28 protein-coding genes and 1 tRNA gene are annotated in these 25,737 nt (G+C 43.8%); 12 read left to right on the top strand and 17 right to left on the bottom strand.

Translation table 11 applies throughout. The features are described from left to right. Nucleotides 1-7 precede the first annotated feature (7 nt). From KIH41_RS07420 to cmk, 6 genes are all read right to left on the bottom strand, one after another. Nucleotides 8-682, bottom strand: a complete 675-nt coding sequence (locus tag KIH41_RS07420) for an NADH:ubiquinone reductase (Na(+)-transporting) subunit D (protein ID WP_213943472.1) — start codon at nucleotides 680-682, stop codon at nucleotides 8-10. Between the two features lie 25 nt (nucleotides 683-707). Next, the gene (nqrC, locus tag KIH41_RS07415) at nucleotides 708-1,478 is read right to left on the bottom strand and encodes an NADH:ubiquinone reductase (Na(+)-transporting) subunit C (protein WP_213943471.1); all 771 of its coding nucleotides are present in this window, start codon (nucleotides 1,476-1,478) and stop codon (nucleotides 708-710) included. After that, entirely contained in the window at nucleotides 1,465-2,667 is a 1,203-nt protein-coding gene (locus KIH41_RS07410; protein WP_213943470.1) for an NADH:ubiquinone reductase (Na(+)-transporting) subunit B, read from the bottom strand. Before KIH41_RS07410 ends, nqrC begins: the two co-directional genes overlap by 14 nt. A gap of 5 nt (nucleotides 2,668-2,672) precedes the next feature. After that, a complete protein-coding gene (locus KIH41_RS07405) occupies nucleotides 2,673-4,037 on the bottom strand; it encodes a Na(+)-translocating NADH-quinone reductase subunit A (RefSeq protein ID WP_213943469.1) in 1,365 nt (454 codons plus the stop codon). Nucleotides 4,038-4,175: 138 nt separating this feature from the next. Next, nucleotides 4,176-5,075: a 4-hydroxy-3-methylbut-2-enyl diphosphate reductase gene (locus KIH41_RS07400; RefSeq protein WP_214162023.1), complete on the bottom strand. Its 900-nt coding sequence runs from the start codon at nucleotides 5,073-5,075 to the stop codon at nucleotides 4,176-4,178. Between the two features lie 11 nt (nucleotides 5,076-5,086). Beyond that, the gene (cmk, locus tag KIH41_RS07395; RefSeq protein WP_213943467.1) at nucleotides 5,087-5,767 is read right to left on the bottom strand and encodes a (d)CMP kinase; all 681 of its coding nucleotides are present in this window, start codon (nucleotides 5,765-5,767) and stop codon (nucleotides 5,087-5,089) included. Nucleotides 5,768-5,991: 224 nt separating this feature from the next. On the opposite strand from cmk, the gene ade reads away from it, so the two are divergent. Continuing rightward, complete coding sequence (gene ade / locus KIH41_RS07390) at nucleotides 5,992-7,620, top strand: adenine deaminase (protein ID WP_214162022.1); 1,629 nt, start codon at nucleotides 5,992-5,994, stop codon at nucleotides 7,618-7,620. Nucleotides 7,621-7,663: 43 nt separating this feature from the next. On the opposite strand, the gene KIH41_RS07385 is transcribed toward ade, so the two are convergent. From KIH41_RS07385 to KIH41_RS07375, 3 genes are all read right to left on the bottom strand, one after another. Next, nucleotides 7,664-8,275 carry a 3-keto-disaccharide hydrolase gene (locus KIH41_RS07385; protein ID WP_213943465.1) on the bottom strand — a complete coding sequence of 204 codons (612 nt, stop codon included), beginning with the start codon at nucleotides 8,273-8,275 and terminating at the stop codon, nucleotides 7,664-7,666. A gap of 126 nt (nucleotides 8,276-8,401) precedes the next feature. Further along, nucleotides 8,402-9,382 (bottom strand): YpdA family putative bacillithiol disulfide reductase, encoded by a 981-nt coding sequence (locus KIH41_RS07380; protein WP_214162021.1) that lies wholly within the window; start codon nucleotides 9,380-9,382, stop codon nucleotides 8,402-8,404. Nucleotides 9,383-9,452: 70 nt separating this feature from the next. Continuing rightward, complete coding sequence (locus KIH41_RS07375; protein ID WP_213943463.1) at nucleotides 9,453-10,211, bottom strand: NRDE family protein; 759 nt, start codon at nucleotides 10,209-10,211, stop codon at nucleotides 9,453-9,455. Nucleotides 10,212-10,446: 235 nt separating this feature from the next. On the opposite strand from KIH41_RS07375, the gene KIH41_RS07370 reads away from it, so the two are divergent. Further along, a complete protein-coding gene (locus tag KIH41_RS07370) occupies nucleotides 10,447-10,821 on the top strand; it encodes a BlaI/MecI/CopY family transcriptional regulator (protein ID WP_214162020.1) in 375 nt (124 codons plus the stop codon). After that, a complete protein-coding gene (locus KIH41_RS07365) occupies nucleotides 10,821-12,503 on the top strand; it encodes a M56 family metallopeptidase (protein WP_214162019.1) in 1,683 nt (560 codons plus the stop codon). Before KIH41_RS07370 ends, KIH41_RS07365 begins: the two co-directional genes overlap by 1 nt. Here KIH41_RS07365 and KIH41_RS07360 read toward each other — a convergent pair. After that, nucleotides 12,487-12,939 carry a GreA/GreB family elongation factor gene (locus KIH41_RS07360; RefSeq protein WP_214162018.1) on the bottom strand — a complete coding sequence of 151 codons (453 nt, stop codon included), beginning with the start codon at nucleotides 12,937-12,939 and terminating at the stop codon, nucleotides 12,487-12,489. The two genes, KIH41_RS07365 and KIH41_RS07360, sit on opposite strands and share 17 nt — an antisense overlap. Nucleotides 12,940-13,129: 190 nt before the next feature. Here KIH41_RS07360 and KIH41_RS07355 point away from each other — a divergent pair, with 190 nt between their 5' ends. Further along, nucleotides 13,130-13,291: a hypothetical protein gene (locus KIH41_RS07355; RefSeq protein ID WP_214162017.1), complete on the top strand. Its 162-nt coding sequence runs from the start codon at nucleotides 13,130-13,132 to the stop codon at nucleotides 13,289-13,291. Here the strand turns inward: KIH41_RS07355 and KIH41_RS07350 are convergent, their stop codons facing one another. From KIH41_RS07350 to KIH41_RS07340, 3 genes are read right to left on the bottom strand one after another with little or no spacing between them, the layout of a single operon-like run. Beyond that, on the bottom strand, nucleotides 13,292-13,747 hold the full coding sequence (locus KIH41_RS07350) for a nuclear transport factor 2 family protein (protein WP_246539010.1): 456 nt from the start codon (nucleotides 13,745-13,747) through the stop codon (nucleotides 13,292-13,294). After that, nucleotides 13,744-14,430: a head GIN domain-containing protein gene (locus KIH41_RS07345; RefSeq protein ID WP_214162016.1), complete on the bottom strand. Its 687-nt coding sequence runs from the start codon at nucleotides 14,428-14,430 to the stop codon at nucleotides 13,744-13,746. The genes KIH41_RS07350 and KIH41_RS07345 overlap by 4 nt, the downstream gene beginning before the upstream one ends. A 16-nt stretch (nucleotides 14,431-14,446) precedes the next feature. Then, the gene (locus KIH41_RS07340) at nucleotides 14,447-15,127 is read right to left on the bottom strand and encodes an SDR family NAD(P)-dependent oxidoreductase (RefSeq protein ID WP_214162015.1); all 681 of its coding nucleotides are present in this window, start codon (nucleotides 15,125-15,127) and stop codon (nucleotides 14,447-14,449) included. A gap of 170 nt (nucleotides 15,128-15,297) precedes the next feature. On the opposite strand from KIH41_RS07340, the gene KIH41_RS07335 reads away from it, so the two are divergent. From KIH41_RS07335 to KIH41_RS07325, 3 genes are all read left to right on the top strand, one after another. Continuing rightward, a complete protein-coding gene (locus KIH41_RS07335; RefSeq protein ID WP_213943456.1) occupies nucleotides 15,298-16,188 on the top strand; it encodes a mechanosensitive ion channel family protein in 891 nt (296 codons plus the stop codon). Next, nucleotides 16,175-16,513, top strand: coding sequence for an MGMT family protein (locus KIH41_RS07330; protein ID WP_214162014.1), 339 nt, complete (start codon nucleotides 16,175-16,177; stop codon nucleotides 16,511-16,513). Before KIH41_RS07335 ends, KIH41_RS07330 begins: the two co-directional genes overlap by 14 nt. 170 nt (nucleotides 16,514-16,683) lie before the next feature. After that, nucleotides 16,684-17,049, top strand: a complete 366-nt coding sequence (locus KIH41_RS07325) for a helix-turn-helix domain-containing protein (RefSeq protein ID WP_213943454.1) — start codon at nucleotides 16,684-16,686, stop codon at nucleotides 17,047-17,049. On the opposite strand, the gene KIH41_RS07320 is transcribed toward KIH41_RS07325, so the two are convergent. Next, nucleotides 17,046-18,506, bottom strand: coding sequence for a sodium:solute symporter (locus tag KIH41_RS07320; protein ID WP_213943453.1), 1,461 nt, complete (start codon nucleotides 18,504-18,506; stop codon nucleotides 17,046-17,048). The two genes, KIH41_RS07325 and KIH41_RS07320, sit on opposite strands and share 4 nt — an antisense overlap. Nucleotides 18,507-18,680: 174 nt before the next feature. On the opposite strand from KIH41_RS07320, the gene KIH41_RS07315 reads away from it, so the two are divergent. The 4 genes from KIH41_RS07315 to KIH41_RS07300 all read left to right on the top strand — a co-directional run bounded on the left by KIH41_RS07315 (nucleotide 18,681) and on the right by KIH41_RS07300 (nucleotide 20,731). Continuing rightward, on the top strand, nucleotides 18,681-18,968 hold the full coding sequence (locus KIH41_RS07315; RefSeq protein WP_213943452.1) for an ATP-dependent Clp protease adaptor ClpS: 288 nt from the start codon (nucleotides 18,681-18,683) through the stop codon (nucleotides 18,966-18,968). Nucleotides 18,969-18,978: 10 nt separating this feature from the next. After that, complete coding sequence (gene recR, locus KIH41_RS07310; RefSeq protein WP_214162013.1) at nucleotides 18,979-19,599, top strand: recombination mediator RecR; 621 nt, start codon at nucleotides 18,979-18,981, stop codon at nucleotides 19,597-19,599. A gap of 68 nt (nucleotides 19,600-19,667) precedes the next feature. Next, nucleotides 19,668-19,741 (top strand) — tRNA-Ala (locus tag KIH41_RS07305). A gap of 168 nt (nucleotides 19,742-19,909) precedes the next feature. After that, nucleotides 19,910-20,731, top strand: coding sequence for a Cof-type HAD-IIB family hydrolase (locus KIH41_RS07300; protein ID WP_213943450.1), 822 nt, complete (start codon nucleotides 19,910-19,912; stop codon nucleotides 20,729-20,731). Here KIH41_RS07300 and KIH41_RS07295 read toward each other — a convergent pair. Beyond that, nucleotides 20,728-21,411: a DUF2461 domain-containing protein gene (locus KIH41_RS07295; protein ID WP_214162012.1), complete on the bottom strand. Its 684-nt coding sequence runs from the start codon at nucleotides 21,409-21,411 to the stop codon at nucleotides 20,728-20,730. The genes KIH41_RS07300 and KIH41_RS07295 overlap by 4 nt on opposite strands. Before the next feature lie 2 nt (nucleotides 21,412-21,413). Then, complete coding sequence (locus KIH41_RS07290; protein ID WP_214162011.1) at nucleotides 21,414-22,709, bottom strand: UDP-N-acetylmuramoyl-tripeptide--D-alanyl-D-alanine ligase; 1,296 nt, start codon at nucleotides 22,707-22,709, stop codon at nucleotides 21,414-21,416. Between the two features lie 108 nt (nucleotides 22,710-22,817). Between KIH41_RS07290 and KIH41_RS07285 the strand changes: the two genes are divergently transcribed. After that, a complete protein-coding gene (locus tag KIH41_RS07285; RefSeq protein WP_214162010.1) occupies nucleotides 22,818-24,908 on the top strand; it encodes a T9SS type A sorting domain-containing protein in 2,091 nt (696 codons plus the stop codon). Here KIH41_RS07285 and KIH41_RS07280 read toward each other — a convergent pair. Beyond that, complete coding sequence (locus tag KIH41_RS07280; protein WP_214162009.1) at nucleotides 24,898-25,692, bottom strand: amidohydrolase; 795 nt, start codon at nucleotides 25,690-25,692, stop codon at nucleotides 24,898-24,900. The two genes, KIH41_RS07285 and KIH41_RS07280, sit on opposite strands and share 11 nt — an antisense overlap. Nucleotides 25,693-25,737 lie beyond the last annotated feature (45 nt).

Raw genomic sequence — 25,737 nt, 5'->3', positions numbered from 1 at the left:
TATATTTTTAGTGTTCTACATAACCAGTTTTGGTACGCTGTACCCAAATGATCAACCCAAGGATGATAAATGCACCTACTGGAGAAACCATCAGACCGTTTGTGGCCAAAGAGAAGTCATCGCCAAACAAAGCAGATACATTGTCAAACACAGGATATCCAAATACGGAACCTGATCCCCAAAGCTCTCTGAAGAAAGCTACTGCAAGAATGATCCAGGAGTAACCCAGGGCACTACCGAAACCATCCAAGATGGAATCATATGGCTTGTTACCCAAAGCGTAAGCTTCCAAACGACCCATTACAATACAGTTGGTGATAATCAACCCGATAAATACGGATAGTTCTTTGTACATGTCGAATGCAAATGCTTTCAACACCTCGTTTACCAAGGTTACCAAAGAGGCAACGATAGCAAGCTGTACGATAATCCTAACCCGTGAAGGGATGGTGTTTCTCATCAATGAAATGGTAAGGTTGGCCATTACCATTACAAAAATCACAGAAAGAGCCATTACCATGGTGGGTTGCATCTGTGTGGTCACCGCTAGTGCAGAACAGATACCCAAAACCTGAATGGTGATTGGATTGTCATCCACCAAGGGATCTGTGATCAATTTCTTCCTTCTCTTAGACAAGAGCGCCTCTGATGGCTTTTTTACTTCAGCTGTTTCTGTACTCATTATATTGAAATTGAAACGTTCAAAATTAATTTAAAGCAACAGGAGCGTCACCGGTTCTTTTTCTTTCCAAGTAGCTCTTGTAGTGGCTCAAGTAGCGCTCCAACATTTTGTTTACACCTTCAGCAGTGATTGTAGCACCAGAAAGGCCGTCAACTTTATGCGGATCGGCTGAGTAATCTTTACCCTCACCTTTTTGCATTCTTACTGCTTCAAGTTCTCCAGCTTCGTTGAAGATCTCCTTGCCTCTATACCTGGCCTGCACGTCTCCTGAAGTGATTCTTGCACCCAAACCTGGCGTTTCCGCTGCGTGGGCAAAAGTCACACCCTCGATGGTGTTAAGGTCAGTCTGAAGGGCTACATAGCCCCAGATTTCATCCCAAAGACCATTTCCATAAACCGGAAGAATGATAGACTGAACGTCTTCTTCATTTCCTTCAGCGTGGAAAATAAACACGGGATAAAGTCTTTCTTCAGGGGCTCTTTTGAAGTTTTTAGCGATGTTTACATTTTCAGCAACCAATGGGTTACCTTCTTCATCTTGCTCTACTTCTTCACCGTTGATGTTTACTACCTTTGAAGAGATTCTGCTCTCATAATAGCTAATTACTTCTTCGGCTTCCATTCTGTTCAATTCCTCTGCCGGCATTACCGCACCAAGGATTTGCTTTTTGGTATCCAATTCTTCAGCTTTCTTCTGAATCGGTCCCAACAGCTCTGATGTACCTGACAAAAGTAGTCCAAGAACTACAGTAAGGATAACAGAGAATGTGATGATATATGCGTTAGACTGTTGCACGTTGTAACCTCCTTTTCTTGTTTGCTTGTACTACATAGTGATCGATAAGTGGTGCAAATACGTTCATGAACAAGACCGCAAGCATGATCCCTTCAGGATAAGCCGGGTTAGTTACACGGATGATCACGGTAAGCACACCGATCATAAAACCGTAAATCCACTTTCCTGTTTCGGTTTGGGATGCAGAAACTGGGTCAGTAGCCATAAAGACAATACCGAAAGCAATACCTCCCATTACCAAGTGGTAATGTGCTGGCATAGCCATATATTCGTTTACTGCAAGAAGCTCCAATACGAAGCCCATCAACCAAGCACCACCGAAGGCACTAGCGATGATTTTCCAGCTGGCAACTCCTGTCAAAATAAGAATCGCAGCACCGATTAGAGCCATCAAAGTTGATGTCTCACCAATAGATCCTGGGATAAATCCAAAAAACATATTTGCAAAGCTGAACATGTCGTCCATGATTCCAGCATTGTGCGAAGCAAGTGCTGAAGTAGCAGTTACTCCTTCCTGTCCAGCCTGATAAGCAACAGCAAGTGCTGTAGCACCTGAGAAACCATCAACTGGCATTTTATCTCCTACGTAAGTCCAAACCTGGTCACCAGAAATCTGCATTGGGTAGGCAAAGTAAAGGAAAGCCCTTGCGGTCATGGCTACGTTTAGGATATTCATACCTGTACCACCAAATACCTCTTTGGCGATTACCACGGCGAAAATTGTCGCCAAGGCCACTTGCCATAAAGGAATAGTGGCAGGTACTACCAATGGTATCAACATCCCTGTTACCAAGAAGCCTTCATTGATAGGGTGTTTACGTACCACGGCAAATATGGCCTCTACCAATCCCCCGGCAGCGTATGATACCAATACAATAGGAAGTACTAAGATAGCACCTAAAAGAAATTTATCTCCGAAGTCCGCTGCCTCACCTACTGCCAGGTAGTGCATGTTTCCGGTATTATAGATACCGAAGAGCAAACATGGGATCATAGCGATCACCACGGTGATCATCATTCTTTTTAGATCTATGGCATCCCTGATTTGGGCACCTCTCGGATTAGTTGTATGATTAGGGGTAAACAGGAACGTCTCACCTGCTTCATACAAATAATACAAGTTCTCCAATTTGCCGCCCTTATGGAAAAGCGGCTTCTGCTTATCTAACAGATCGCGTAGAAACTTCATATTAATTAACTATATTGTATTAGTTCAATTCCTTTTCTTAAAATCTCCTGTACAGGATGCTTGGACACGTCCACAAATTCACAAAGGGCAAGATCCTCTTCGATCAATTCATAGATTCCAAGCTCTTCCATCTCATCATAATCCTCAGCCATGATAGCTTTAAGAAGATAAACTGGATAGATGTCCATTGGAGTCACGTTCTCAAATACGCCTGTCTGCACGAAGGCTCTCTCCTCACCTCTCATGTTGGTGTCCAACACGAACTCTTGGTTTGGCTTCAAAAAGCTGAAAAGCCCCAATGCCCGGTGGTAGCTAAGTCTAGCCGAAGTCGGTTTCATCCAGCCTAGGAACTCGTATTCATCCCCTTCAGGAAGTACAGTGATTTGATTGTCGTAATAACCTACATAGCCATCGCTGTTGATTCGCTGACCTGTAAGCACGTTACCAGAAACTACTCTGAATTTTCCTTCTTTGGTATTTCCTGCCAAAAACTTATCTACGCAAGCTCCGATATAGGTTTTAGCATAAGCAGGTTTGGTAAGGTGTGACCCGGTGATGGCAACGATTTTGGAAGCATCATAAACTCCATCCATGAACAATTTACCGATCTGTACAACTCCGTATGGATTTACTGTCCAAGCGACATCGCCCTTGTTGATTGGGTTGATGTGGTGGATCTGCACCCCTACGTTTCCAGCCGGGTGGGGACCAGAAAACTTGTTGATTTGCACATTCTGAACGTTGTTGTATACTGAAGGTACTTCAGCGCCATCCTCCAAGTTGAGGTGCACTACCCCAGGAGTAAGCTTTTTCAACACGTTGATACCTACCTGGAAATATTTTTCTTGGCCCTTCAATAAGAAGCCATAATCTGGGGCTAATGGATGGGTGTCAAAACCTGAAATAAAGATAGCTTTAGGCTCATCTTCCGGATTGGCGACTACACCAAAGGGTCTCTGGATAAGCTGGGGCCATACACCGGTCATGGCCATGTGGTTTACCACATCTTCTCTTTTTAGAGATTTGAGATCCGAGTCAGAATATTTGGTGAATTGTTCAAATTCAAAGGTTTGATCAGCCTTGATTTTGATCTCAAGCAACCTCCTTTTTTCACCTCTTTTAATCTCTACGATTTCACCTGATACAGGAGATACATATTGAACTCTGTCAAGTTTTTTATCAAACAAGATCGGGGTACCTGCTTTCACAGTATCACCCTCATTGACAATTACTTTAGGGCGTTGCATCCCTATGAAGTCTGTAGGTTTGATCGCAAAGGTCTGAGCTGGCTGGAAATTTGCAAGCTGCTTGTCAGCTTTTCCGGCAAGCTTAATATCAAATCCCTTCTTAAGCTTTATTAGTTTTGACATATTTATTTTTTGAACTATATGGTCCCTTTAAAAACGCCTCAAATCTAAGAAAATACATTAGTTATTAGAAGATAATTGCCCGATTATTTCCACTAAATAGGTATACTTGGCAATTATTTTGTTTGAGACGCATCTAATTTACGCTGTTATCAATCCTTCTTTCTCCCAATTCTGCACATGGTTCATCACCTGCTCCATCAGCCACATCGGGGTGGAAGTAGCCCCGCATACGCCAACCTTATCATCACATTTGAACCACTCTTTGTTTATTTCTGACTCATTTTCAACAAAATAGCTTCGTTCATTTTGCTCTTTACAAACCTGATAAAGCGCTTTTCCATTACTACTTTTCTTACCTGAAACAAAAATGATCACATCGTTATCCTGTGCAAATTTACGAAGCTGTGGCTCACGGTTGGAGACCTGCCTACAGATAGAATCGTTGGCGTTGAAGTCAACTTCTTCTACTGCTCCTTTCGCTTTTTCTATTCTTTGGGAGATTTTTTCTTTCAGGTCATAAAAACCTTTCGTGCTTTTAGTGGTCTGGCTGAAAAGGGTGATCGGGCGGTTGTAGTCAATTTTTTCCAAGTCATGCTCCTCCATCACCACGATAGCATTCTCCCTGGTCTGGCCGGTCAGGCCGATTACTTCAGCATGTCCCTTTTTACCATAAATGACAATCTGCCCGTTTTCCTTTGCCATTTTATCGTAGGCATTTTTGACCCTGTGCTGGAGTTTCAACACTACAGGACAGGAGGCATCAATGAGCTCGATGTTGTTTTCTATCGCCGTTCGGTAGGTTTCCGGCGGCTCTCCGTGGGCACGGATGAGTACTTTGCAGTCGCTGATTTCCTTGAGCTGCTCGCGGTCGATGACCACCAGTCCCTTTTGGCTCAGCCGGTTGACTTCCATGTCATTGTGGACTATATCTCCCAGACAGTAGAGCGTGTCAGCACCTTCCATCTCGTCCTCGGCCATCTTAATGGCAAACTCCACCCCAAAACAATATCCAGAATTTTTATCTATAGTTACCTGCATGACATAGTCGTTTAAGCCTCGATTTTCTCTTTGGCCAATTTTACAATTTGGGTTACTTGGTCGTCAAAATCCAAGTAACTTGTATCAATCTCCACAGCATCATCGGCCTTTTTCAAAGGGCTGATATCCCTGCTGGAATCTATTCTGTCTCTTTCCCCAAGGTTGTGGACAATTTTATCCAGCTCCACTAAATCGCCTTTTTCCAACAGCTCCTGCTGCCTTCTTTCTGCCCTGATGATTAGATCGGCTGTCATGAACACCTTCAGGTCCGCATCGGGAAACACTACTGTTCCAATGTCGCGGCCGTCCATTACCACCCCTTTGTGCCTGCCGAGCCGCTTCTGCTGAGCCACCAGTTCCTGGCGCACATCTTTCAGTTTGCTCACTTCACTGACCCTCTCCGATACCTTCATGGTTCTGATCTGCTTTTCAACATTCAATCCGTTGAGGTATGTTTCCTGAAAACCTGTCTCCTCGTTCTTGTGAAACTCAATTTTCAATGTCGAAAGAGCCTTGAGCACTTCCTTGGGATTGGTAAGATTGGTAAAGCTATTGATAAAATGGAGCGTCACCGCTCTATACATGGCTCCTGAATCTATATAGGTATAATTCAAAGTTTTAGCTACTGCCTTGGCTGTTGAACTTTTACCACAACCAGAAAAGCCGTCAATAGCAATTACAATTTTCTTCATCCAATCTTTGTTAATTCGGGAAAAGGCTATTTTCCGGTGCAAATATAAGAGTTTTTAATCTTTTATGAGAACTGTGGCAAAGGTATCTTCAAAAGTCCAAAAAGCGTAATTTTCGCGGCATTTAATGACAACTTTCCGAAAGTCCTCCTACTTTCGTATTTTTGGGTTTCAGGCCCACCTTGAAGGCCTAAATGAAATTTTATTTCCCGCTTAATCCCATTTTTATGAAAAGCTTCTCTATTTCCGGCCAGTTTGTCGATATACCTAACCGCCAGATCTTTCCTGCAGAGATCAGTGTCGAAAACGGCAAAATATCACAGGTAAAAAAGACCGATCACGCTCCGGATGTGTATATAATGCCTGGCTTCATCGATGCCCATGTGCATGTGGAGTCGTCTATGCTGGTACCCTCTGAATTTGCCCGCCTTGCGGTGGTCCATGGCACGGTGGCCACTATATCTGACCCACATGAAATCGCCAATGTTTGCGGGATGAAGGGAGTGGAATACATGATTGAAAACGGAAAAAAAGTGCCTTTTAAGTTCTACTTTGGTGCTCCTTCATGCGTGCCCGCCACGCCGTTTGAAACTGCCGGAGGGGAGATTACTGCTCAAGACATTGACAATTTGATGGCCAGGAAGGAAATCACTTATCTGGCAGAAATGATGAATTGGCCAGGAACTGTAAACCGGGATGCTTTGGTGATGGAAAAAATCGGCATTGCCCAAAAATATGGGAAGCCGGTAGATGGTCATGCACCTGGACTGAAAGGGGATGTTGCAGCGAAATACATTTCCGCTGGCATTAGTACCGACCATGAGTGCTTTACTCAAGAAGAGGCTTTAGACAAACTCAGGCATGGAATGAAAATTTCCATCAGGGAAGGTAGCGCTGCCAAAAACTTTGAAGCTTTAATTGGCCTGATTGATAAACATGCCGACATGATCATGTTCTGTTCCGATGACAAACACCCGGACAATCTCGCCGTGAGCCATATCAACCACTTGGCCGCAAGGGCTGTGGCCGAAAACATGGACCTGTTTGATGTGCTCAAAGCTGCCTGTCTCAACCCTATCAGTCATTACAATATGGAAGTGGGCTCATTGAATGAAGGTGATCCGGCGGATTTTATCGTAGTGAAAGACCTGGAGAAATTTGAAGTGATCAAAACCTTTATTGATGGGCAACTGGTGGCTGAGAATGGCAAAACCCTCATCGAAAGCGTGCCGAATGAAATCATCAACAACTTCAAAACAGGTAAAAAGGCCGTTGAGGACTTTCAAATAGAAGCAAAAGGCCAGGCCGTAAGAGTGATAGAAGCTTTGGATGGTCAATTGATTACCCCTGAAATTAAGGGTGAAATTTTGGTCAAAAACGGAAAAGCAATTTCCAATCCGGAGCGGGACATTCTTAAAATCACGGTGGTGAACCGTTATGACGATTCCGCTCCCGCAGTAGCTTTTATCAAAAACTTTGGCCTTACCGAAGGGGCGATTGCTTCCTCTGTTGGCCACGATTCGCATAACATCATCGCCGTAGGGGTAGATGATGATAGCATAGCCAAAGCAGTTAATCTGATAATTGAGGCCAAGGGTGGCGTGTCTGCCGTCAACGCTAACAATTCCATGGTTTTGGCCTTACCTGTAGGCGGAATCATGTCTGCTGAGGATGGCTATAAGGTAGCCGATCAGTATACTGCTATAGATAAAATGGCCAAGGACATGGGATCAAGTCTGCAGTCTCCATTCATGACCTTAAGCTTTATGGCCCTCCTGGTCATCCCTGACCTCAAACTGAGCGACAAAGGATTATTTGACGGTCAGAAATTTGAGTTCACAAACCTTTTCTTATAACAAAAACGGTCAGGATTGAAGTCCTGACCGTTTTTGTTATTTCCTATAAAGGCTTGATTTTAATATTTTTAAAATAGACCCGACTCTGCATGTCGTGGGCCTGAAGGGCGATAGTGCCCCCGTTGAGCTCCTCATCGCTCAACTCATATTTATTGACCACTTCATCATTGATTTTGATGGTTACCGTATTGTCTTTTACGATTATGTGCTGGGTAAACCATTGCATATCCTTTACAAAAGTGTTTCTGGTTTTGTCCTCATGGCTTTTGCCATTGGCACGGTTGATACACTTGGAGGCCTCATTGACATGGATCTCATAGCCTTTTTCAGGATAGCCTTTATCCGTATATTCAGTGTGGATGAAAATTCCCGAACTGGCTTTTGGAAAAGTCATAATATCAGCCTTAAGTTCAAAATCCTTCAAATCCTGCCCAATCTCATTTCCATCATAAAACAGGTGTGCTCGCGGTCCGTGGGAAACCAACATTCCCCCAAAAATCTGAAAAGCCCTTGGGTTTTCATTCACCGTCCATCCCTCTAGGCTAGTTCCATCAAACAGGCTGATCCAGCCCTCTTCATCCTCGTTGTTGAATCCAAATCCACTTAAGGAGACCCAAATCACTCCGACTAAACCTAAAATTCTCAGTATCTTCATTTTGCTAAAAGTTAGTGTTAAAGTCAGGTAGTTTGCAATAACCTTTCCAAAAATCCTGGACACTGGGCGGAATGTGCTCAAAAAAATAAATTTAACTTAGAAGTTAGTAAAAAGCTGCTTAATCAGCTATAAACTGGCGATATCCTTCTTCTTTTTTATATCTCTAATAATGGATTCCGCATGGGCAATCGAGTTTTCTATAAAAAATTCCCTGGTATTCAGCCCTCCGCATACTACGCCTGCCAAATACACTCCCGGAATGTTAGACTCTTGGTTGGTCTCATCATAGCAGGGCTGCCGGTGTTCATCCAAATTTAGACTCACTCCAATTTGTTCGAGAAGCTCAAAATTTGGCTTATAGCCAGTCATCGCCAGCACAAAGTCATTTTCCAAAATCACATCGCCCTCCGGGGTATTAAGCACGGCCGTAGATGGAGTGATTTCCTGGATCGTGGAATTAAAATAGGCTTTGATACTTCCTTCCTTGATTCTGTTTTCGATATCAGGCAGCACCCAATACTTTACGTTTCTATCTACTGTGTTTTCTTTCAACACCATCGTGACTTCCGCTCCTTTCCTCCAGGTTTCCAAAGCCACATCCACGGCCGAGTTCCCCCCTCCTACTACGATTACCTTTTGGCCAATGTAAGGCCAAGGCTCTTTATAATAGTGGCTGACTTTGGGAAGATCCTCTCCCGGCACATCCATGAGATTGGGAAGGTCATAAAATCCAGTGGAAATAATAATATGACGGGCATGGTAAACAGCCTTGGAGGATTTGACTTCAAAGCCGTCTTCCACCTTGCTAATCTTTTCTGCTTTTTCGTAAAGTTTAACCTTTAGGTTGTAATGTTTTTGAACCCTCCTGTAATACTCTAATGCCTCCGTCCGGGTAGGTTTATTGGCCAATGACATGAACGGGACACCCCCCATCTCCAGTTTTTCGGAGGTTGAGAAAAAAGTCATGTTGACCGGATAGTTGAATAAAGAATTGGTGAGTGTTCCTTTTTCAAGGATTACATAGGTGAGGTTGGCTTTAGTCGCTTCGATCCCGCAGGCCAAGCCTATGGGGCCACCCCCGATTATCAAGACATCAATAGTGTTCATCTAAAAAGGTGATTTAATTCTTTTCAGTAGACAAACCCATTTTCAGATAGAGAGTTCAAATAAATTCGAATCATTTGGTTCGGAAAGTGATGGTGTTGTTTTCCGCTTCTTCCTTTCCTACATAAAACTTTTCAGAAATCAACCCACTCCCATCGTGCCCCCAAAGAATGGCAGTCGTGTTAACTGTACCATAATAATCTTCGAGACGAACAAATTGGGCGGACAGGGCGCGCTCCTGAATGAGGGTGACGCCGGTATCTGGCAGCTTTTCATCGGGAATGATCTCCTCGCTTTTGAGGATATCCAGCATCTCGGTCGGATGAAGCTTGTCCAGTAGGATGAGTTCCTGCAAATCTTCTTGAGCCAACTGTTCTTTCGGCCAGTCAGAATTGAGCAATTCGTTGCTAAGAGTGTGAAGTCCCGGCTCAATCTCAATGATATCTTCCCCATAATTGCTCAGGTAATACATCTTCTCGGTATCTGCTACGAGCAAATTAAAACCATCGTATTTATCCATCTTGGTGGAAATTTCCGTCAGGTAGTCAAATGGGGACATGCTGCCCTCCAAAAAGTTTTTGACCAAAAACCCGCGGCTTACAGGGTTTTCTTTGAGGTTGTAAAAATCCCTGTAGTTGGTAATAGCGGCAAACCTTCCCTCAGGGGATATCCCCATCCAGGCTCCTCCACTCTTCAGATCCTTGCCGCCAAAGAAACCGGAATCCCACTGGTGGATGGGTTTGGAAGGCCTATCGAAGACCTCATCTCTATTTCCTACTAATATCAATCTGTACTCAGGGTGAGCAAGCCAATTAAACGTCAGTAAACACATAAACTCTACGCTTTAAAAAGCCAAATATATTATATCTTACCTATATCCAGCCGATAAGTAAAGGGAATTACTAAAAAAATAATTCCCAACTCCAGGTTTATTTCAACTTTTCGAACTTAATCAAACCAAGGGCCAAATTGATTTTTAGAGTTTTTAACACAAATCCCAAACGTGACTCTTGTATCTACGACAAAAATCGTATAACTTTGATACGATAAATATCGTACCAATAAAAATGAACCTAAAACCCACAGAATCAGAAATTGAAATCCTAGGCCTATTATGGGAAACGGGCGAAGCTAGCGTGCGCGAAGTCCATGAAAAGCTTAGTGTGAGCAAAGATACCGGTTACACCACTACGCTGAAACAGATGCAGGTAATGCACGCCAAAGGTCTGCTCGACAGATATGGGGAGGGTCGGGGTCACATCTATAAACCCGCCATCAGCCAAAAGGAAACCCAGACTTCCCTAGTCAAGAATTTCATGTCTTTGGCCTTTGGGGGATCGGCCAAAAAGCTGGTGATGCAGGCTCTAGGCCAAAGTGAACCCTCCAAAGAGGAAATTGCCGAGATAAGAGCATTTTTGAACAAGTTGGAAAATGACAAATAATGGAAACGCTTGATTTTATACTTCCAGAAACCTTCAGAATAGCACTGGGTTGGACCCTGATGCATTCCTTATGGCAGATTTTGATCATTACGCTGGCCTATTACGGCCTGACAAAGATCTGGCACGCCAAATCAGCTGCATTCAAATATAATGCAGGGCTAATAGCACTGGGGGCAATGTTGGTGGCCTCAGGTGCCACAATGGGCTATTATTACCTTCAGGTAGCCCAAACTGAGCACATGGTAATGATCCTTTCGGAAAATGGCTGGCAATATGCATCTCCAACCGGAAATACCGACATTATACTTTCCCTAAAGTCATTGATTGCATCCAACCTCCCTTATATAGTTAACATTTGGCTGTTGGGTGCTGCAATGTTTTCTATTCGGCTTTTGGGAAACCTAGCAGCCTTACAAAATCTTAAGAAGGAAATACAATATACCTTGTCTGATAAATGGATTGATTTTGCCAAAAGACAGACCAGCCAAATGGGCATTCAGCAAAGCGTTCGCTTTGGGATCTCCAAAAAAGGCTCTTCCCCCATTACTTTCGGCTTTCTAAAACCAATTGTGGTCATCCCTGCAAGTTTGCTTTTACAACTTCAACCTGCTCAGTTGGAGGCCATTATCACACATGAATTGGCCCATATCAAAAGGAATGACTACTTCTTCAATGTTTGCCAATCCATCTTGGAAGTCATCTTTTTCTACCACCCTTGCTTCTGGTGGGTCAATGCCGAAATAAGAGAACATCGCGAGAAAGCAGCCGACCAACTGGCAATCTCCAGCGGAGTGGCCCCGGAAGATTTGGCCTATGCCCTGGCAGAAGTTCTCAACCATAGCGTGGAAAACAACCCAGAAGTGGCATTGGCAGCAGGTAAAAACAAAAACACAACCCTGGAAAGGATTAAACTTATCCTGGGATATTCAGATACAAAACCCAAATTTCCATCCATAATTTCATACACTATGATTACTACATTGATTCTAAGTGCGACTCTGGCACTCGCCTCCAGCACAAATTCACAAAACGATCTACTGACTAAGGTTTCTGACAACATCACTCTTGACCTACCCAAATATGAAAAGGTCCTTGATACCATCCCCGAAAAGAAAAAAGTGATGGAATTTGAAGTTATAGAAGAAGTGAATGGTGATAAAGAGAAAGGAGAGGATGAAAAAGTCATCAAGAGAATGGTCATTATCAATGGAGACACCCAAATCACAAAATCTCCCAAAATAGTAATGCGCAAGCATATGCTGGACAGTCTTCCGCACAAACTCGACACATCAGTTTCTAAAAAGAAGGATTGGGAAAGAATTGAGAAGCTATTGGAAGAAAATGCCCATAAAATGGAAATCGCAGGTGAGGACTTGCAAAAGCGCATAATGATCTGGACTCAGGAGAATGGACCTCGTCTCGAGGAGTTACAAAACAAGCTCAAAGATAAAGAAGTAGTGATAGTGGAGAGAAACAAGCAGATCACTGCTGAACTAGAGCCAAAACTGAAGGAACTTGAAGCCAAAATGGAAGAATGGCAAAAGGAATTTGCTCCAAAAATGGAAGAGTTTCAGCAAAAAATGGAAGAGTGGCAGAAGAAAAACGACCACCACTTTAAAGAACTGGAAAAGTTGCTTAAAGACGCTTTCAAAGAAGAAAAGCCGGTTAACAAAGAGTCTTAATCGTCATTTTCTTTTTGTTTACCAAAACTTCATCCCCCGTGGTTTTCCCTAATAAAGATTGGGCCACGGGGCTTTTTATGGACACGGCAAACACCTGTTCTCCCTCCAGGTCGAGCTTTCCAAAAGGAACACTTATAATAAGTGTCATCCCATCGAGCTCCACAAGCACACCCAGTTCCACTTTTTCTTTTTGCGATTCCAGTGAAATACTGTTTACCACCTGAAGTTGAGAAGTCAAATCCTGCAACACTTGGGAAAACTTGGTCCTTTCCTGATTGATCATCTCCCTGGAAGTTTCATACTTGTCACCTGCGCTACTTTTAGTCTCCCCTTCCCCCGAGTCATCCAAGGCCTGTAGAGATGATTTGACTTCACTGACTTTCGATTCCAAAGTCGATTTCAGGGCTGCTAATATTGCCTGTTTCTTGTTTTGCATGGTTTGGTGATTAAATGGCGCCTATTTGACACTTTTTAAAAATGTATTTTAAAATATCTCCGCAAAATAGCCTTTGTATCCCTTCATAAAAACTTTGGGGCCTTTGTGGCCAATTACTTTCTTTATAGGGAGGGGGCAAAAATTAAAGGAAAAGAGACTTCTATTGAAGCCTCTTTATTACTTTTGCAGCATGTCAATCAAAACCGGTTTTATTGCGGGAATTGTTGTATTTCTCGCTTTCATATTGTTCAAAAACACAATTCAGGATGATACTGGCCAGATGGTGTTTGCCATTGCCTTTGTTTTAGCCGAACTCCTTATCATAGGGTTGGTTTACCGCAACTACCGCTGATTAACGACAGCCTACTTTTCTTCGGGTGTCCATCACATAAGTGATTTTCCAATCTCCATTCTCTTTGATCAACTGAAATGAATTCACCCCACAGTGGGAAAAGGAATCATTGACATAAAACTCATAGGGAGTCCAGGCAGAAGCCATCTCACCATCCACTCGAATGTGGTACTCCAGAATCCGCTCATCCAATCGCGTCTCGGCCGGAGTAACGGCAATCCTGTTGACAAAATCACGTACAGAATTTTCGCCCAAAGCAGCCTGCTCGCCGTTTTCGGTCACGGTGTGCATGATAGCTTTTTCATGAAAGACAGCCTCAAGCGCTGCCTGATCCTTATCTCTCATGCCGTCAAAAAGTTTGGCGATCGTATTCTCGACCGCCTTTTCTGAATTTTCCTGGCCAATTGACAATCCGCTGATCATCATCATGGCAATTACCAAAACTGTCCTGATCATTTCTTTTGGCTAAATGACCCCGCTGTATTTTCTTTCACTTCCAACTGCCTGGGATCACCATGGTAAATGATCTTTGCCCCAGTCGCAGCGCTACCTTTTAAAGATTCTTTGACCACAAACTCAGCTTTTCCAGCTGTATTGGCAAAAACCTCCGCATGCTGCACTTCCAAGTCCTTGGCATTGATATCACCGCTTGTCACCGAACGAAGATCCAGATTCTCAGCTGTTCCTCTTACGTAAATCTTCGCATTCGAAGCAGCATCCAATTTCAAGTACTGGGCATTTACCCGTGCTTCTACATAGCTACTGGTGGCTGCCGTGATCCGGATATTTTTGGCATCCATGGGATCTTTTACAAATACTCTTGAACTGGAACTAGCTTCCACCTGGTCAAGGTCCGTGTAAGTGATCTTCACTTTTACAGAAGTGGATCTAAAATTTCCTCTTCCTAGCTTAACTTCCAAGGTCCGGTCAGAAACATTAGTTTCCACCTTATCCAAATCCACTCCACTGGCTAGGATGTGGATTTCGTTTCGATCGCCTTTTTCGAGTTCAGCCTCAATGGCGTTGGAAATTTTCACACTGTTAAATCCCTGCAACTTGCGGGTGTCCTCACTGGTTTGTGCCATCGCCTGCACGGAGGCCAGGATTGCACAAAAGAGCAATAAAGTGATTTTTTTCATAGATAGTAGGTATTAATTAAACTCCTCCATAGAGTTTGAAGGTCATATTTCTCAAAGCCTTATTAGTAGCCGCATAATGCATCGCTTCGGCAATGTCATAAGCGCTCACCCATTCCTCAAAATCCCCATCGGGCATCGCCTCACGGTTTTGGGGAGTGTCGATGATACTTGGCACAAACACGTGAGACCTTACTTTTAGGTCACGGCATTCTTGGGCTACCAAGTCGGCCAGCTGAATCACCAACCCTTTACTCAAAGCATATGCCACCACATCCTTTCCATCTTCAGGCTGAAGGGCCGGCCTTGCTCCAACGAAAAGGAAGTTGCCTTGGTTGGCTTTTTTCATGCTTGGGAGAAAATATTTAACCATATTAAAGGCACTGAAAAAATTCAGCTTGATCATGCTTTCCACATCTGCCTGGGAGGTGCTTTCAAAACCGCCAAAAGCAAAACCACCCACCAGCATGGCGATGGTGTTGATTTCTCCATATTGAAGGCTAATTTCCTTTGAAAAATCCAGCATTGCAGACTCGTCTGTCACGTCCACTTCATAAATATCATCCACTACCTCCTCCAGCTCATGCTCGCTGTCAGGCTCCACTACTGCGATTACCTTAAAGCCCTCTCTCTTGAATTTTTCAACTACTGATTTGCCCAAATTGCCCGCTGCTCCGGAAATGATAATATTTCTGTCCATCTTTTATTTGTATGATTTAAAAATCTGCCGTAAAGTTTTGAAACAGCAGTATCCATTATTCAAATTTACAAAACTTACCGACAATTGAACCACAATACCCGCAAAGTTCAATTTCCAATTATTAAAGATCATCCTTTATCTTTGTGCCAAATACAACCTATCTAAACTGAATGGAGAATCAGAAGTCCCAAATCCAAGTACGGGAAAAACATAAGCGCAGGGTATTTTTGGTCAAAGTACTAATATATGTGCTTTTATTTGTGTACGGGGAGTTTTTTGCACGCATTATCAATTTCCCCACTGAGGAAATCAAAGGGACTGTTCACAGAATATATGAGGCTGCCACCTTCTTTTTGGCCAGTAACATCCTGATTTCACTGGGCCGGATGGTTTTGGTGCGCTTCTACCTGAGAAAACACCACCTCCAAAGCCTCCACACCAACTTTGTACTTGGAGTCAACCGAATAGCCAGCATTCTCAATGGGATCATTTTCCTGATATCGCTGATGCTGCTTTTCGGGATCAACCCTTTTACCTTCTTCACCAGCATCACCATTGTGGCGGCGGCGATCGCCCTTCTTTCCAAAGATTACATCACCAACATGATCAACGGTCTGATCATCATGTTTTCTGACCAATTGACTCTTGGGGATAACGTGAAGATCGGCGACCAAAAGGGCAAAATCCTCGACGTCACCCTTATCAACCTGGTATTGCTCAACGAGGATGATGACGTGGTAATGATCCCAAACAATACGGTACTGACCAGCCAGGTGATCAACCATAGCAGACAGTATATCAAAAAATTGAGCTTTGAATTTGAGGTAAAGCCGGGGAAACTGAATCTGGATCACTTTGAGCAGGAGCTGCGCGAAACCCTGAATCAATTTGAAGAGGAGGTTACGGCAAATTCTTTTAGCATGAAAACTGTACATATCCAAAAAGACGCAGTAAAGCTCAAATGCCAGTTTTTGCTCAACAACAACGAAAAGCAGACCGAGCGGATCATAAAGAGGAAGGTCAACCAAAAGATAATCGAGCTAAGCAATGAAATCCAATAAGGAAAACCTTTACGCCAATATCTATGAACTGGTCCGGCTGATTCCGGAAGGCCGGGTGACCACTTACGGATCCATAGCCAAAGCACTCGGGCTGGGGAGCGGAGCAAGAGTAGTGGGCTACGCCATGAATGCCTCCCACACGGAAAACGTGCCCGCCCATCGGGTAGTCAACAGAAATGGGCAACTAACAGGAAAGCATCATTTTCCCACCCCAACTGCTATGGAAACATTACTGAAAGCAGAGGGTGTAAATGTGGAAAATGATCAAATTGTAGACTTTGAGAAACATTTTTGGGACCCCGCTTCTCTAGAGGGCGAAATATGATCCAGAGACAAGTCTTGAGGCCGTATTTAAAGTAGAATTATGAAAGTTTATTTTACATTTACCTATAAAAACTCTGCAAATACAAAAATTTAGTAAAAATTTCTTCATATCATAGCTTTTTAAGTATGGTTTTTGTTTATGTGTCTAATAAGTCAAAATCTATAGAAAACATGGAAAAAGAACTTAAGAGCCATATAGCAGAGAACCTACGAAAACACAGAGTTTTAAGAGGTTACACCCAGGAATACATCGCGGAATTTTTGGGCAAGAAGGATTATACTGCCTATTCTAGGTACGAACAGGGTCGTTCCAACCTCAAAATGGAAGACGCCATCAAGCTAGCAGAACTTTATCAAGTAGATGTGCAAGACCTCATCTCCGTATCCCCCACAATTGCGGGCAATGTGGAAGGCGGCAGCTCCAACGGACACCACATTTCGGTACTTGTCGAACTTGACGGCAGCAATGAAAAGCTGGAAAATAATATCAAAAGACTCAAAAAGATCAACGAATTGATGAGTAAGGAGGAGCTTTAAACCTTTACCTTTTTACTCTTCTTTCTTGCCGCCATCAGGCCGGCAAACATCAGCAATCCGTTAAGGATTAATATTTCAAATCCGAACTTGTAACCTGCAAGCCAAGCTTCGGAGTTCATACTGATAATAAAGGCTAGGGATGGGGCTGCCACTGCAAGGTATGGCACCATCTTATCATTGACCTGCCATTTGGTAAACAAACCAAATGCATACAGTCCCAACAACGGCCCATAGGTATAGCCAGCGATGGTAAATACTGCATTGATTACGCTTTGATCATTGATCCATCTGAAGATCAAAATCACCAAAAACATCAGGCCCGTAAAGGCAAGATGGACCTTCTTTCTGATAGTGTATTGCTTTTCCTTTTCATAGTTCTTCTCTATTTCTAAAAAGTCATAGCAGAAGGAAGTAGTAAGGGCCGTCAGTGTGGAATCAGCACTGGAATAGGCGGCTGCCGTGATACCCAGCACGAAGATAATCCCTGCAAAAGCAGTGAAATGCTGGGTGGCAAGGAATGGATAGAGATCATCTGACCTCAATGGCATCTCTATGCCGTTCGTTTCTGTGTAAAGGTAAAGCAATACGCCCAGAACCAAAATCATCAAATTGACAAAAACCAGGATAATGGTAAACCAGAACATGTTCTTCTGGGCATCCCCGAGGTTTCGGCAGGTGAGGTTTTTCTGCATCATGTCCTGATCCAGGCCCGTCATCACGATGGTGATAAATGCACCCGCCAAAAACTGCTTGAAAAAATTAGTGCCGGCCTGCCAGTCCCAATTGAAAATCTCAGAACGCCGGTCGGTCCCCACCCTATCCACCAGGTCGCCTAAACCAGAAATATTTAGATCCTTTGCTACCAGGTAAATACTCACCCCAATAGCTGCCAGCATAAAAAAGGTCTGTAACGTATCAGTCCACACCACTGTTTTGATCCCCCCTTTGTGGGTATAAAGCCAAATCAAGCCAACCGTAATCAATACCGAAACCCAAAACGGTATCCCCCAGTTGTCAAACAAGATTAATTGCAAAACTCCTGCAACCAAAAACACCCTAATGGAGGAGCCCAAAGTCCTGGACAGTATGAAGAAAAACGCCCCAGTTTTATAAGACCAAAAGCCGAACCTTTGCTCCAAATAGGCATAAATAGAAACCAGATTGAGCTTATAATACAAGGGCAGCAAAACAAGGGCAATCACTGCATAGCCCAGTGTATAACCCAAAACTACTTGAAAATAGTAGAAGTTGGTATTCCCCACCTCTCCTGGAACAGAAATAAAAGTCACCCCGGACAAGGAAGCGCCAATCATCCCAAAAGCCACCAAAAACCACGGAGACTGCCTGTCCCCAGTAAAAAAGGTATCGGCGGTGACCTTTCTGCTGGTAAACCAGGAGATAAGGAACAAGAGGAAAAAATATGCGGTTATGACTATTAGAACTGAAGTGGAATCCATACTGTAATATTATAAACAGCGTTAAAATTGTCTATAATTATTAACTTTGCAAAACTCAATAGTGATCAATGGGAAATGATTAATCCTAAAGCCCACAAAATCACTGAAAATGGGGAGAACTGCCCGATTTTTGCAACGTAAATATGGAGCACCAGAAAAACCCTAACAATTGATATGAAACCTTTAGAACATACCTTAGAAGAAGAAGTAGAAGTCTTGATAGAAGACTTAGTGGACAAAGAGGAGTATGACCTTGTGGTATTCAATGATGACGTGAACACCTTTGAGCATGTTTCGAAGGTTTTGATCAAAGTCTGCAAGCATTCACAAGAGCAAGCAGAGCAATGTACCCTAATCATTCATTACAAAGGGCAATGCGCCGTGAAGAAAGGCAGCCGTTCCAAATTGAAGCCCATGTGCGAATCAATCCTGGATGCCGGCATTCAGGCGGCCATAGTATAACATCAACCGAGTGAACTTCCCGTCCAAACTTATCGAAGATGCAGTCAGCGAAATAAGCCGCCTACCTGGCATCGGCAAAAAGACAGCCCTTCGCCTGACTTTGCATATTCTCAAACAACCCGAATCCTTTTCTCAATCCCTGACTGCAGCCATTTCAAAGCTTCGCACAGAGATCGATTATTGTAAAAAGTGCCACAACATAGCGGATCAGGAAATCTGCTCCATTTGCTTGGGCACCCGAAGGGATAGATCAACGATTTGCGTGGTGGAAGATATCCCGGATGTCTTAGCCATTGAAAACACCTCCCAATACAACGGGCTATACCATGTCCTTGGAGGAGTGATAAGTCCAATTCAAGGAATCGGACCAGAGGAGTTGAAAATAGATTCATTATTAAATAGGATCGATGAGCAACTTGGCTCAGAACCGGTTCAGGAAGTGATCTTGGCCCTAAGTGCTACGATGGAAGGTGACACCACTTCCTTTTTCATCACCAGGAAGTTAAAAGAGAAAGGCATCAAGGTCAGCACCATAGCCCGAGGCATCCCTATTGGAGGCGAACTCGAATACACGGACGAAGTAACCTTGGGGCGGAGTATTCTCACGAGAGTGAATTACAATCTTGAATAATTTCTAAAAAACTTAGCCCAATTCCTTTGTGGAATTGATCACAGTCTCTATATTTGCACTCACAAAACGGGGGATTAGCTCAGTTGGCTAGAGCGCTACACTGGCAGTGTAGAGGCCATCGGTTCGAATCCGTTATCCTCCACTTCAATAGCTTGTCATTTGACAAGCTATTTTTTTTCGTCTACCCCAAAAACCTATCCACTTATTTACCAAATACTTACACTCATATTTGGAAATAGTAAAAAAATCAAACTATTTTGCACGCTATGTATGTTAAGGGGGTGACCAGCTTCCACCAAACCACTATCTAATGAATATCAGAGCCATCTGCACAGATATCGACGGCACTTTATTGAATAAAGACAGAGAAATTTCCCAACGAACAATCCAGGCCATCCAAAGCCTTCCGAAAGATTTCCCAATCATATTAGCATCCTCACGCATGCCCTCGGCCATGATCCACCTTCAAAAGGTACTGGACAGAATCGAGAACCCACTCATTTGTTACAATGGTGGATATGTGGTACATTACCTTTCTGCTGACAGGCAGATATTGGGGGATGTCTGCATCCCATTGGACATCTGCGAAAAAATCCAAAACCTTTCAAAAGGCACTGCCATCCATGTCAGTCTGTATGGCCGAGATGACTGGTTTGCCCCAAGAATGGATTTTTGGACTAAAAGGGAAATCCGAAACACAAAAGTTTCTCCTTCCATCCAACCATTTACTTCCGTTATTGACCATTGGAATGACAAAGGATGTGGCGCCCACAAAGTCATGTGCATGGGGCCAGCGGAAGAGATCCAGGCCCTATTTGACCAACTTACCGACACCATTAGCCAAGAGGTGCATCTTTATAGATCCAAGGATACCTATATAGAGATTGCTCCCAAGAAAATATCCAAAGCTTCTGCGCTTAAAGATGTTTTAAGCTTCAATTACGACATAGATATGTCAGAAGTCATGGCTTTTGGAGACAATTATAACGATATGGATTTGCTTCAGGCTGTCGGCCATGGCGTGGCAGTTGGCAACGCCAGACCCGAAGTGAAGGCCGTCGCAAATGAAATCACAACTCCCAGCATTGAAGATGGTGTGGCGGAAATGATTGAAAAATACTGTCTTAGCTAAAGCAAAAGCCCATCCCCACTTTCCGCATCATCTGTGGCCCTATATAGAAAATCCATATAGGGCTGCATTTTGGTGAAAGTATCCAAGGCAATTTTCACCGTAGTGCCTTTTTCGATTTCCTGATCAGGAATCCGTGTGATCACCTCAAAGCTTTTATACCTTAAAAGGTCAATATGCTGATGATCCTGATCATAATCTCTTGGAGAGGTCTTTAGCTTTTCGCCATATAAGCCGCCAAATGTTTTTTTAAATTCAGGTTCATCCATGATTGCCTTTAGTTCATTGCCTGAATAATCTATCTCCTGCCTCACCTGTTTCAGCAATGGGGCCGGCGGGTGATACAGCCCTCCCCCGACAAAACTCCCTTCCGGCTCAAGGTGTAAATAATATCCTGGCCCTACCGACTTTTTTCCCCCTCGGGAAAAATAGGCTGCCATGTTAATCTTGTAAGGCATTTTATTAGGACTGAATCGTATATCCCTATTTTGCCGAAACACGCAGTCCTTTGGGTTAAGACTTTCCAAACCCGGATCGAGTCTTTTCAGACCTGTTAGCAAATCCCCAACTTTCTCCAAAAACTCTTCTTTCACCTCTAAGAACCAGTCCCGATTTTCATCCATCCAGCCCTTTTCATTATTTTGGGCAAGGGTATTCAAAAACTTCAGCGTGTTTGCAGTCATAGCTAAATAAAATCCACCAGGGTTTCCATTTTCATCCCACGGCTTCCTTTGATCAAAATAAGGTAATCCTCCAAAGCCATGTCCTTCAGCCAGTTTCTCAAAGAGAAAGGGTCAGGGAAATACAAGGCATCCGGCGCCTGCTTAAGTGCTGCTTTTGTCAACTCTCCGGCAAAGCACACTTTATCAAAATGGTATTCCTTGACTAGCTGGCCCAATTTTTCATGCTCCTCTTCGCTTTGCTCACCAAGTTCATACATATCGCCGAGAATTACCATCTTATGCTTTTTGCCAGTCATCGCCCCGAAGGTTTTGATGGCACCTTCCATACTAGTTGGATTGGCATTGTAAGCATCCAGCACGATGAGATTGCTTCTTTTCTCCACGAGTTGGGACCGCATATTTGAAGGGGTGTAATTGCATACTGCCTCCACGGCCCTCTCTTCCTCTACCCCGAAAAAATTACCTACCGCCAATGCTGTGGCTATATTTTCAAAGTTATAGCCTCCCAGCATTTTAGTCTCACACACATTGCCATTTGAGGTCTTGAACTTCACAAAGGGATCGGCACTTACAAAATATGTATGATAGTTGTCAAGGGATTGAGGATAGAGAAAAGGGTCCTTCATTCTTTTGACCATATTCATCAAGATGGGATTGGTACTGTTGACGAAAATCTTGCCGTTGTTTTCAATGAGGTAGTGGTACATCTCCGTCTTGGCCCTGAGCACGCCATCAAACCCTCCAAAACCCTCCAAGTGGGCTTTACCAATATTGGTAATCAAGCCATGGGTAGGCTCGGCGATCGCGCAAAGCTCTGCAATATCACCCACTTTGTTGGCACCCATTTCCACAATGCCCAGTTCAACCTTTTTGCCCATTGCCAATAGGGTCAGAGGTACTCCAATGTGATTATTCAGGTTGCCTTTTGTAGCATAGGTTTTAAATTTTGTGCTCAAAACAGCGTTGAGCAACTCCTTTGTAGTTGTCTTACCGTTGGTGCCGGTGATTGCCAGAATTGGGATATTGAGCTGCTTCCTATGATGATTAGCCAGCCGCTGAAGTGCAGTAAGGGCATCATCCACCAAAATGTAGCTGTCATCCTTTTTATTCGGAAGGTATTCTTCATCATCAATTACCGCCACTGAAGCGCCGTTTTTCAAAGCTGTGGCAGCAAATTCATTGGCATTGAAACTTGGGCCTTTCAGGGCAAAAAACATATTTCCCGGCTGTATATTGCGGGTATCGGTGCTGATGCCCGAAGCATCTTTGTAGGCTAGGTAAAGCTTCTGGAGGTTCATGATTTACAAAAGTTGCGTTTCACTCCCAAAATAAATCAATGCTGGACATCTTCGCATCAATTCTTCCGTTTATTTTAAGTAATTTTAGTATCTATTCTTGCTAAACCGATGAAGTACCCGCTTGTTTTCATTTTTCTCCTACTGAGCCTACCTGCTTTTTCCCAAAGGGTTTTTGAATACAATACTTCCAAAAATTTCGAGATTGACGGCACACCACTCCTGAATCCCTTTGCCGGAGGAATCAACGCCGCCCAATTCCAGACCCTGGATGTGACGGGGGATGGAAATGAGGAATTGATAGTTTGGGATAGGAATACAAGAAACCTGCTGGTGTTTGAAAATAGGAATGGACAGCATGTTCACCGCCCTGACCTTGCCTATACATTTCCTCCCGACATTAGCGGATACCTTATATTAGCAGATTTTGACGGCAACGGCCGGAAAGATTTATTTACCAGTAGTCCATTTGGGATAAAAGCCTATAAAAACACAAGTACCCCGGGGTCAGCTCCATCGTGGGAGGTGGCCATGGAGTTTTTGCGGCTAGAGAACAATTCCAACCTCCAAGCCAACAACTTGGACATCCCAGTTATCATCGATTTGGATGGAGATGGAGACTTGGATATTCTCACATTTAATTTTGCCTCTGGCGACTACTTAGAATACTTTAAAAATACCAGCATGGAAAGGACTGGTCAGCCCGGCATTGACGGCTTTGTGCGGGAAAAAATCCGCTGGGGAAATTTTGAATTTTGCGGCTGCGAGCATTTTGCGTTTGGGTTTACCTGCGGGGGAAATCCCATCCAGGATGTCCAAACGGGAGAAAACCTTCGGACCGAGCATATTGGGGGACACAGTTTGCTTTTGCACGATTTCACGGGAAATGGCGTTTTGGACATGCTTTTGGGACAGGACCAGTGCAATACGCTATATTTTCTTCCAAACACCGGCACCAACACCGAGCCCATATTCACCTCATTTTCCACCGCTCTAACCAACATGGGTGAATTGCCGGAATTCCCCATTTTCCATGTGGCTAGTCTCTACAGAAACGATATGTTGATTTCCACCAATGCCTCCAGCCAGGCACAGGAGTATGGGATTGACTTCTCGACCAGCATCAAGCGGTTTATTGGGGACAGCAATGGCTGGAGTTCACAAGGCCAACCCTTTCTGCAGCAGGACATGGTCGACTTAGGAGAAAATGCCAGACCCTTTTTCCAAGGCAATCAACAGGATGGTGAACTACTGGTAAGCAGCAACCAAATCGTGCAAGGTGAAGTAGTCGGTTCGATTACAAAATTTTCGCTTGACCAAAATGGGTTTTCACTTTTGGAAAGAGACTACCTTAATTTCTCCCAATTGGGATTTACTGACCTGCAATTGCTGGAGGTTGATGGATACCATTTTTTTGCAGGGGTACAAATAATCAATTTCAATCCAGTGAGAAAACTTTTCTGGTCCCGAAACGGCTTCCAGCATGTTGCCCAAAATGAAATCAGCCTTCCGGAAATCACCCTGAGAGGCAATGACCATCTTGAGCTTTTCAAAGAAGGGTCGGACATCTTCTTGCTGGTTGCCAGACAGACCGGTGAATTGATTTTGTATCAAGCTAACCTTAATGACAGCCCATCCTTTACACTTCTGGAGAGAAATTACCTGGGATTTGGGGACAATCCAGTTAACCGCAACCGAGCTGTGAAGGTTGTAGGCGGCGATTTGTATATGATTGATCAAAGGGGGATTTTGGGTCACTATCCGGATTTCAGGCAAGGATCAAATGGCCAGGATAACCTTTTGGAGATTAACGGAACGACCACCACCACGCGCTTGGGAAGAAATAGCTGGATTAGCTCCATACCTTCAGCATTGGGCGGAAATGATGATTTGTTGCTGGGCACAGGAGCTGGTGGGTTGATTTACCTTACTTCCAAAGATGTGGCGACTGATGGGCAATCTTCCAACCTGCAACTGAAAATCTACCCCAACCCCACAAATGATGTAGCTCAGGTGATCACCAACTTCACCGGTGAGCTGCAATTAATCAACCCATTGGGCCAGGTTTTGCAGGAGGGGGTGGCCATCCAAAGTCAATCTTTGACACAAATTGACCTGAGAAACTTTCCTAAAGGGGTTTATATAATTAGAGTGTTGGGAACTGACGGGGGAAGGATCAGCAAAAAGATAATCAAACTTTAACATCAAACTTGTCGGCATCTTCCAAAGCAGGAAACTTTTTACGGAAGGCCAGGAGTGGTTCTTTTTCCAAAGTAATGATGGAAATTTCTTCCCTGTCATCCAAAAAGCAAATCGGCTCACCTTTGAAGGTATATGCGCCGGTATGGCCAACATAAGGCACATCGTTGCCATCTATGCCGATCCGATTGACACCAAAGGAATAGCAGACATTTTCCATTGCCCTTGCCTGTAGGAGCACATCCCAGGCATTCACCCGCGGCGCTGGCCATGAGGCAATGAAAAAGATCACGTCAAAGGCGGGCTTCCCACCAACAAGGTAATTGCGGTTCCAAACGGGGAATCGTAAATCATAACAGATTTGCGGCAAGAATTTCCAGCCTTTGAGCTCCACTATGATGTTTTCCTTTCCCGCACTGAAATGCTCGTCCTCCCCTGCCATTCCAAAGAGGTGTCTCTTATCGTATTGACTAATTACTCCTTCCGGCGTCACCCAAAGCAACCTATTATAATAGTTACCATTGTCTTTGATGATCACACTTCCAGTGATTACTGCTTTGGTTTGGGCGGCCATCTGTTTCATCCATTTGGTGGCCTGCAGATTCATCGGTTCGCCAAGCTCCACTGCATCCATGGAAAAACCTGTGGTAAACATTTCCGGCAAAACTATGAGATCCACATCCTCCTGAATTGACCAAATTTTTTCTTCAAACATGGCCATGTTGGCGGCTTTGTTTTTCCAATATAAGTCAGATTGAATAAGGGCAATTTTCAGGTTGTCGTTCATAGTTAATTATAAAGAGATAACCGCGGAGGCACAGAGCGCACAAAG

This window comes from Litoribacter ruber, from assembly GCF_018500185.1.
GTDB classification, from domain to species: domain Bacteria; phylum Bacteroidota; class Bacteroidia; order Cytophagales; family Cyclobacteriaceae; genus Litoribacter; species Litoribacter ruber.
Note: the sequence above shows the minus strand (reverse complement) of the source record. Positions and strands in the feature narration are given on the sequence as shown.

What these genes read in the sequence shown, in the direction of transcription:
- KIH41_RS07335 (WP_213943456.1), top strand. Translation starts at nt 15,298, where the DNA reads ATGGAGAATCAGAAGTCCCAAATCCAAGTACGGGAAAAACATAAGCGC.
- KIH41_RS07325 (WP_213943454.1), top strand. Translation starts at nt 16,684, where the DNA reads ATGGAAAAAGAACTTAAGAGCCATATAGCAGAGAACCTACGAAAACAC.
- KIH41_RS07315 (WP_213943452.1), top strand. Translation starts at nt 18,681, where the DNA reads ATGAAACCTTTAGAACATACCTTAGAAGAAGAAGTAGAAGTCTTGATA.
- KIH41_RS07365 (WP_214162019.1), top strand. Translation starts at nt 10,821, where the DNA reads ATGGAAACGCTTGATTTTATACTTCCAGAAACCTTCAGAATAGCACTG.
- KIH41_RS07300 (WP_213943450.1), top strand. Translation starts at nt 19,910, where the DNA reads ATGAATATCAGAGCCATCTGCACAGATATCGACGGCACTTTATTGAAT.
- KIH41_RS07280 (WP_214162009.1), bottom strand. Translation starts at nt 25,692, where the DNA reads ATGAACGACAACCTGAAAATTGCCCTTATTCAATCTGACTTATATTGG.
- KIH41_RS07285 (WP_214162010.1), top strand. Translation starts at nt 22,818, where the DNA reads ATGAAGTACCCGCTTGTTTTCATTTTTCTCCTACTGAGCCTACCTGCT.
- KIH41_RS07380 (WP_214162021.1), bottom strand. Translation starts at nt 9,382, where the DNA reads ATGAACACTATTGATGTCTTGATAATCGGGGGTGGCCCCATAGGCTTG.
- KIH41_RS07320 (WP_213943453.1), bottom strand. Translation starts at nt 18,506, where the DNA reads ATGGATTCCACTTCAGTTCTAATAGTCATAACCGCATATTTTTTCCTC.
- KIH41_RS07410 (WP_213943470.1), bottom strand. Translation starts at nt 2,667, where the DNA reads ATGAAGTTTCTACGCGATCTGTTAGATAAGCAGAAGCCGCTTTTCCAT.
- KIH41_RS07355 (WP_214162017.1), top strand. Translation starts at nt 13,130, where the DNA reads ATGTCAATCAAAACCGGTTTTATTGCGGGAATTGTTGTATTTCTCGCT.
- cmk (WP_213943467.1), bottom strand. Translation starts at nt 5,767, where the DNA reads ATGAAGAAAATTGTAATTGCTATTGACGGCTTTTCTGGTTGTGGTAAA.
- KIH41_RS07375 (WP_213943463.1), bottom strand. Translation starts at nt 10,211, where the DNA reads ATGTGTTTACTGACGTTTAATTGGCTTGCTCACCCTGAGTACAGATTG.
- KIH41_RS07405 (WP_213943469.1), bottom strand. Translation starts at nt 4,037, where the DNA reads ATGTCAAAACTAATAAAGCTTAAGAAGGGATTTGATATTAAGCTTGCC.
- KIH41_RS07340 (WP_214162015.1), bottom strand. Translation starts at nt 15,127, where the DNA reads ATGGACAGAAATATTATCATTTCCGGAGCAGCGGGCAATTTGGGCAAA.
- ade (WP_214162022.1), top strand. Translation starts at nt 5,992, where the DNA reads ATGAAAAGCTTCTCTATTTCCGGCCAGTTTGTCGATATACCTAACCGC.
- KIH41_RS07330 (WP_214162014.1), top strand. Translation starts at nt 16,175, where the DNA reads ATGAAATCCAATAAGGAAAACCTTTACGCCAATATCTATGAACTGGTC.
- KIH41_RS07420 (WP_213943472.1), bottom strand. Translation starts at nt 682, where the DNA reads ATGAGTACAGAAACAGCTGAAGTAAAAAAGCCATCAGAGGCGCTCTTG.
- KIH41_RS07385 (WP_213943465.1), bottom strand. Translation starts at nt 8,275, where the DNA reads ATGAAGATACTGAGAATTTTAGGTTTAGTCGGAGTGATTTGGGTCTCC.
- KIH41_RS07400 (WP_214162023.1), bottom strand. Translation starts at nt 5,075, where the DNA reads ATGCAGGTAACTATAGATAAAAATTCTGGATATTGTTTTGGGGTGGAG.
- KIH41_RS07295 (WP_214162012.1), bottom strand. Translation starts at nt 21,411, where the DNA reads ATGACTGCAAACACGCTGAAGTTTTTGAATACCCTTGCCCAAAATAAT.
- KIH41_RS07345 (WP_214162016.1), bottom strand. Translation starts at nt 14,430, where the DNA reads ATGAAAAAAATCACTTTATTGCTCTTTTGTGCAATCCTGGCCTCCGTG.
- KIH41_RS07350 (WP_246539010.1), bottom strand. Translation starts at nt 13,747, where the DNA reads ATGATCAGGACAGTTTTGGTAATTGCCATGATGATGATCAGCGGATTG.
- KIH41_RS07360 (WP_214162018.1), bottom strand. Translation starts at nt 12,939, where the DNA reads ATGCAAAACAAGAAACAGGCAATATTAGCAGCCCTGAAATCGACTTTG.
- KIH41_RS07370 (WP_214162020.1), top strand. Translation starts at nt 10,447, where the DNA reads ATGAACCTAAAACCCACAGAATCAGAAATTGAAATCCTAGGCCTATTA.
- KIH41_RS07290 (WP_214162011.1), bottom strand. Translation starts at nt 22,709, where the DNA reads ATGAACCTCCAGAAGCTTTACCTAGCCTACAAAGATGCTTCGGGCATC.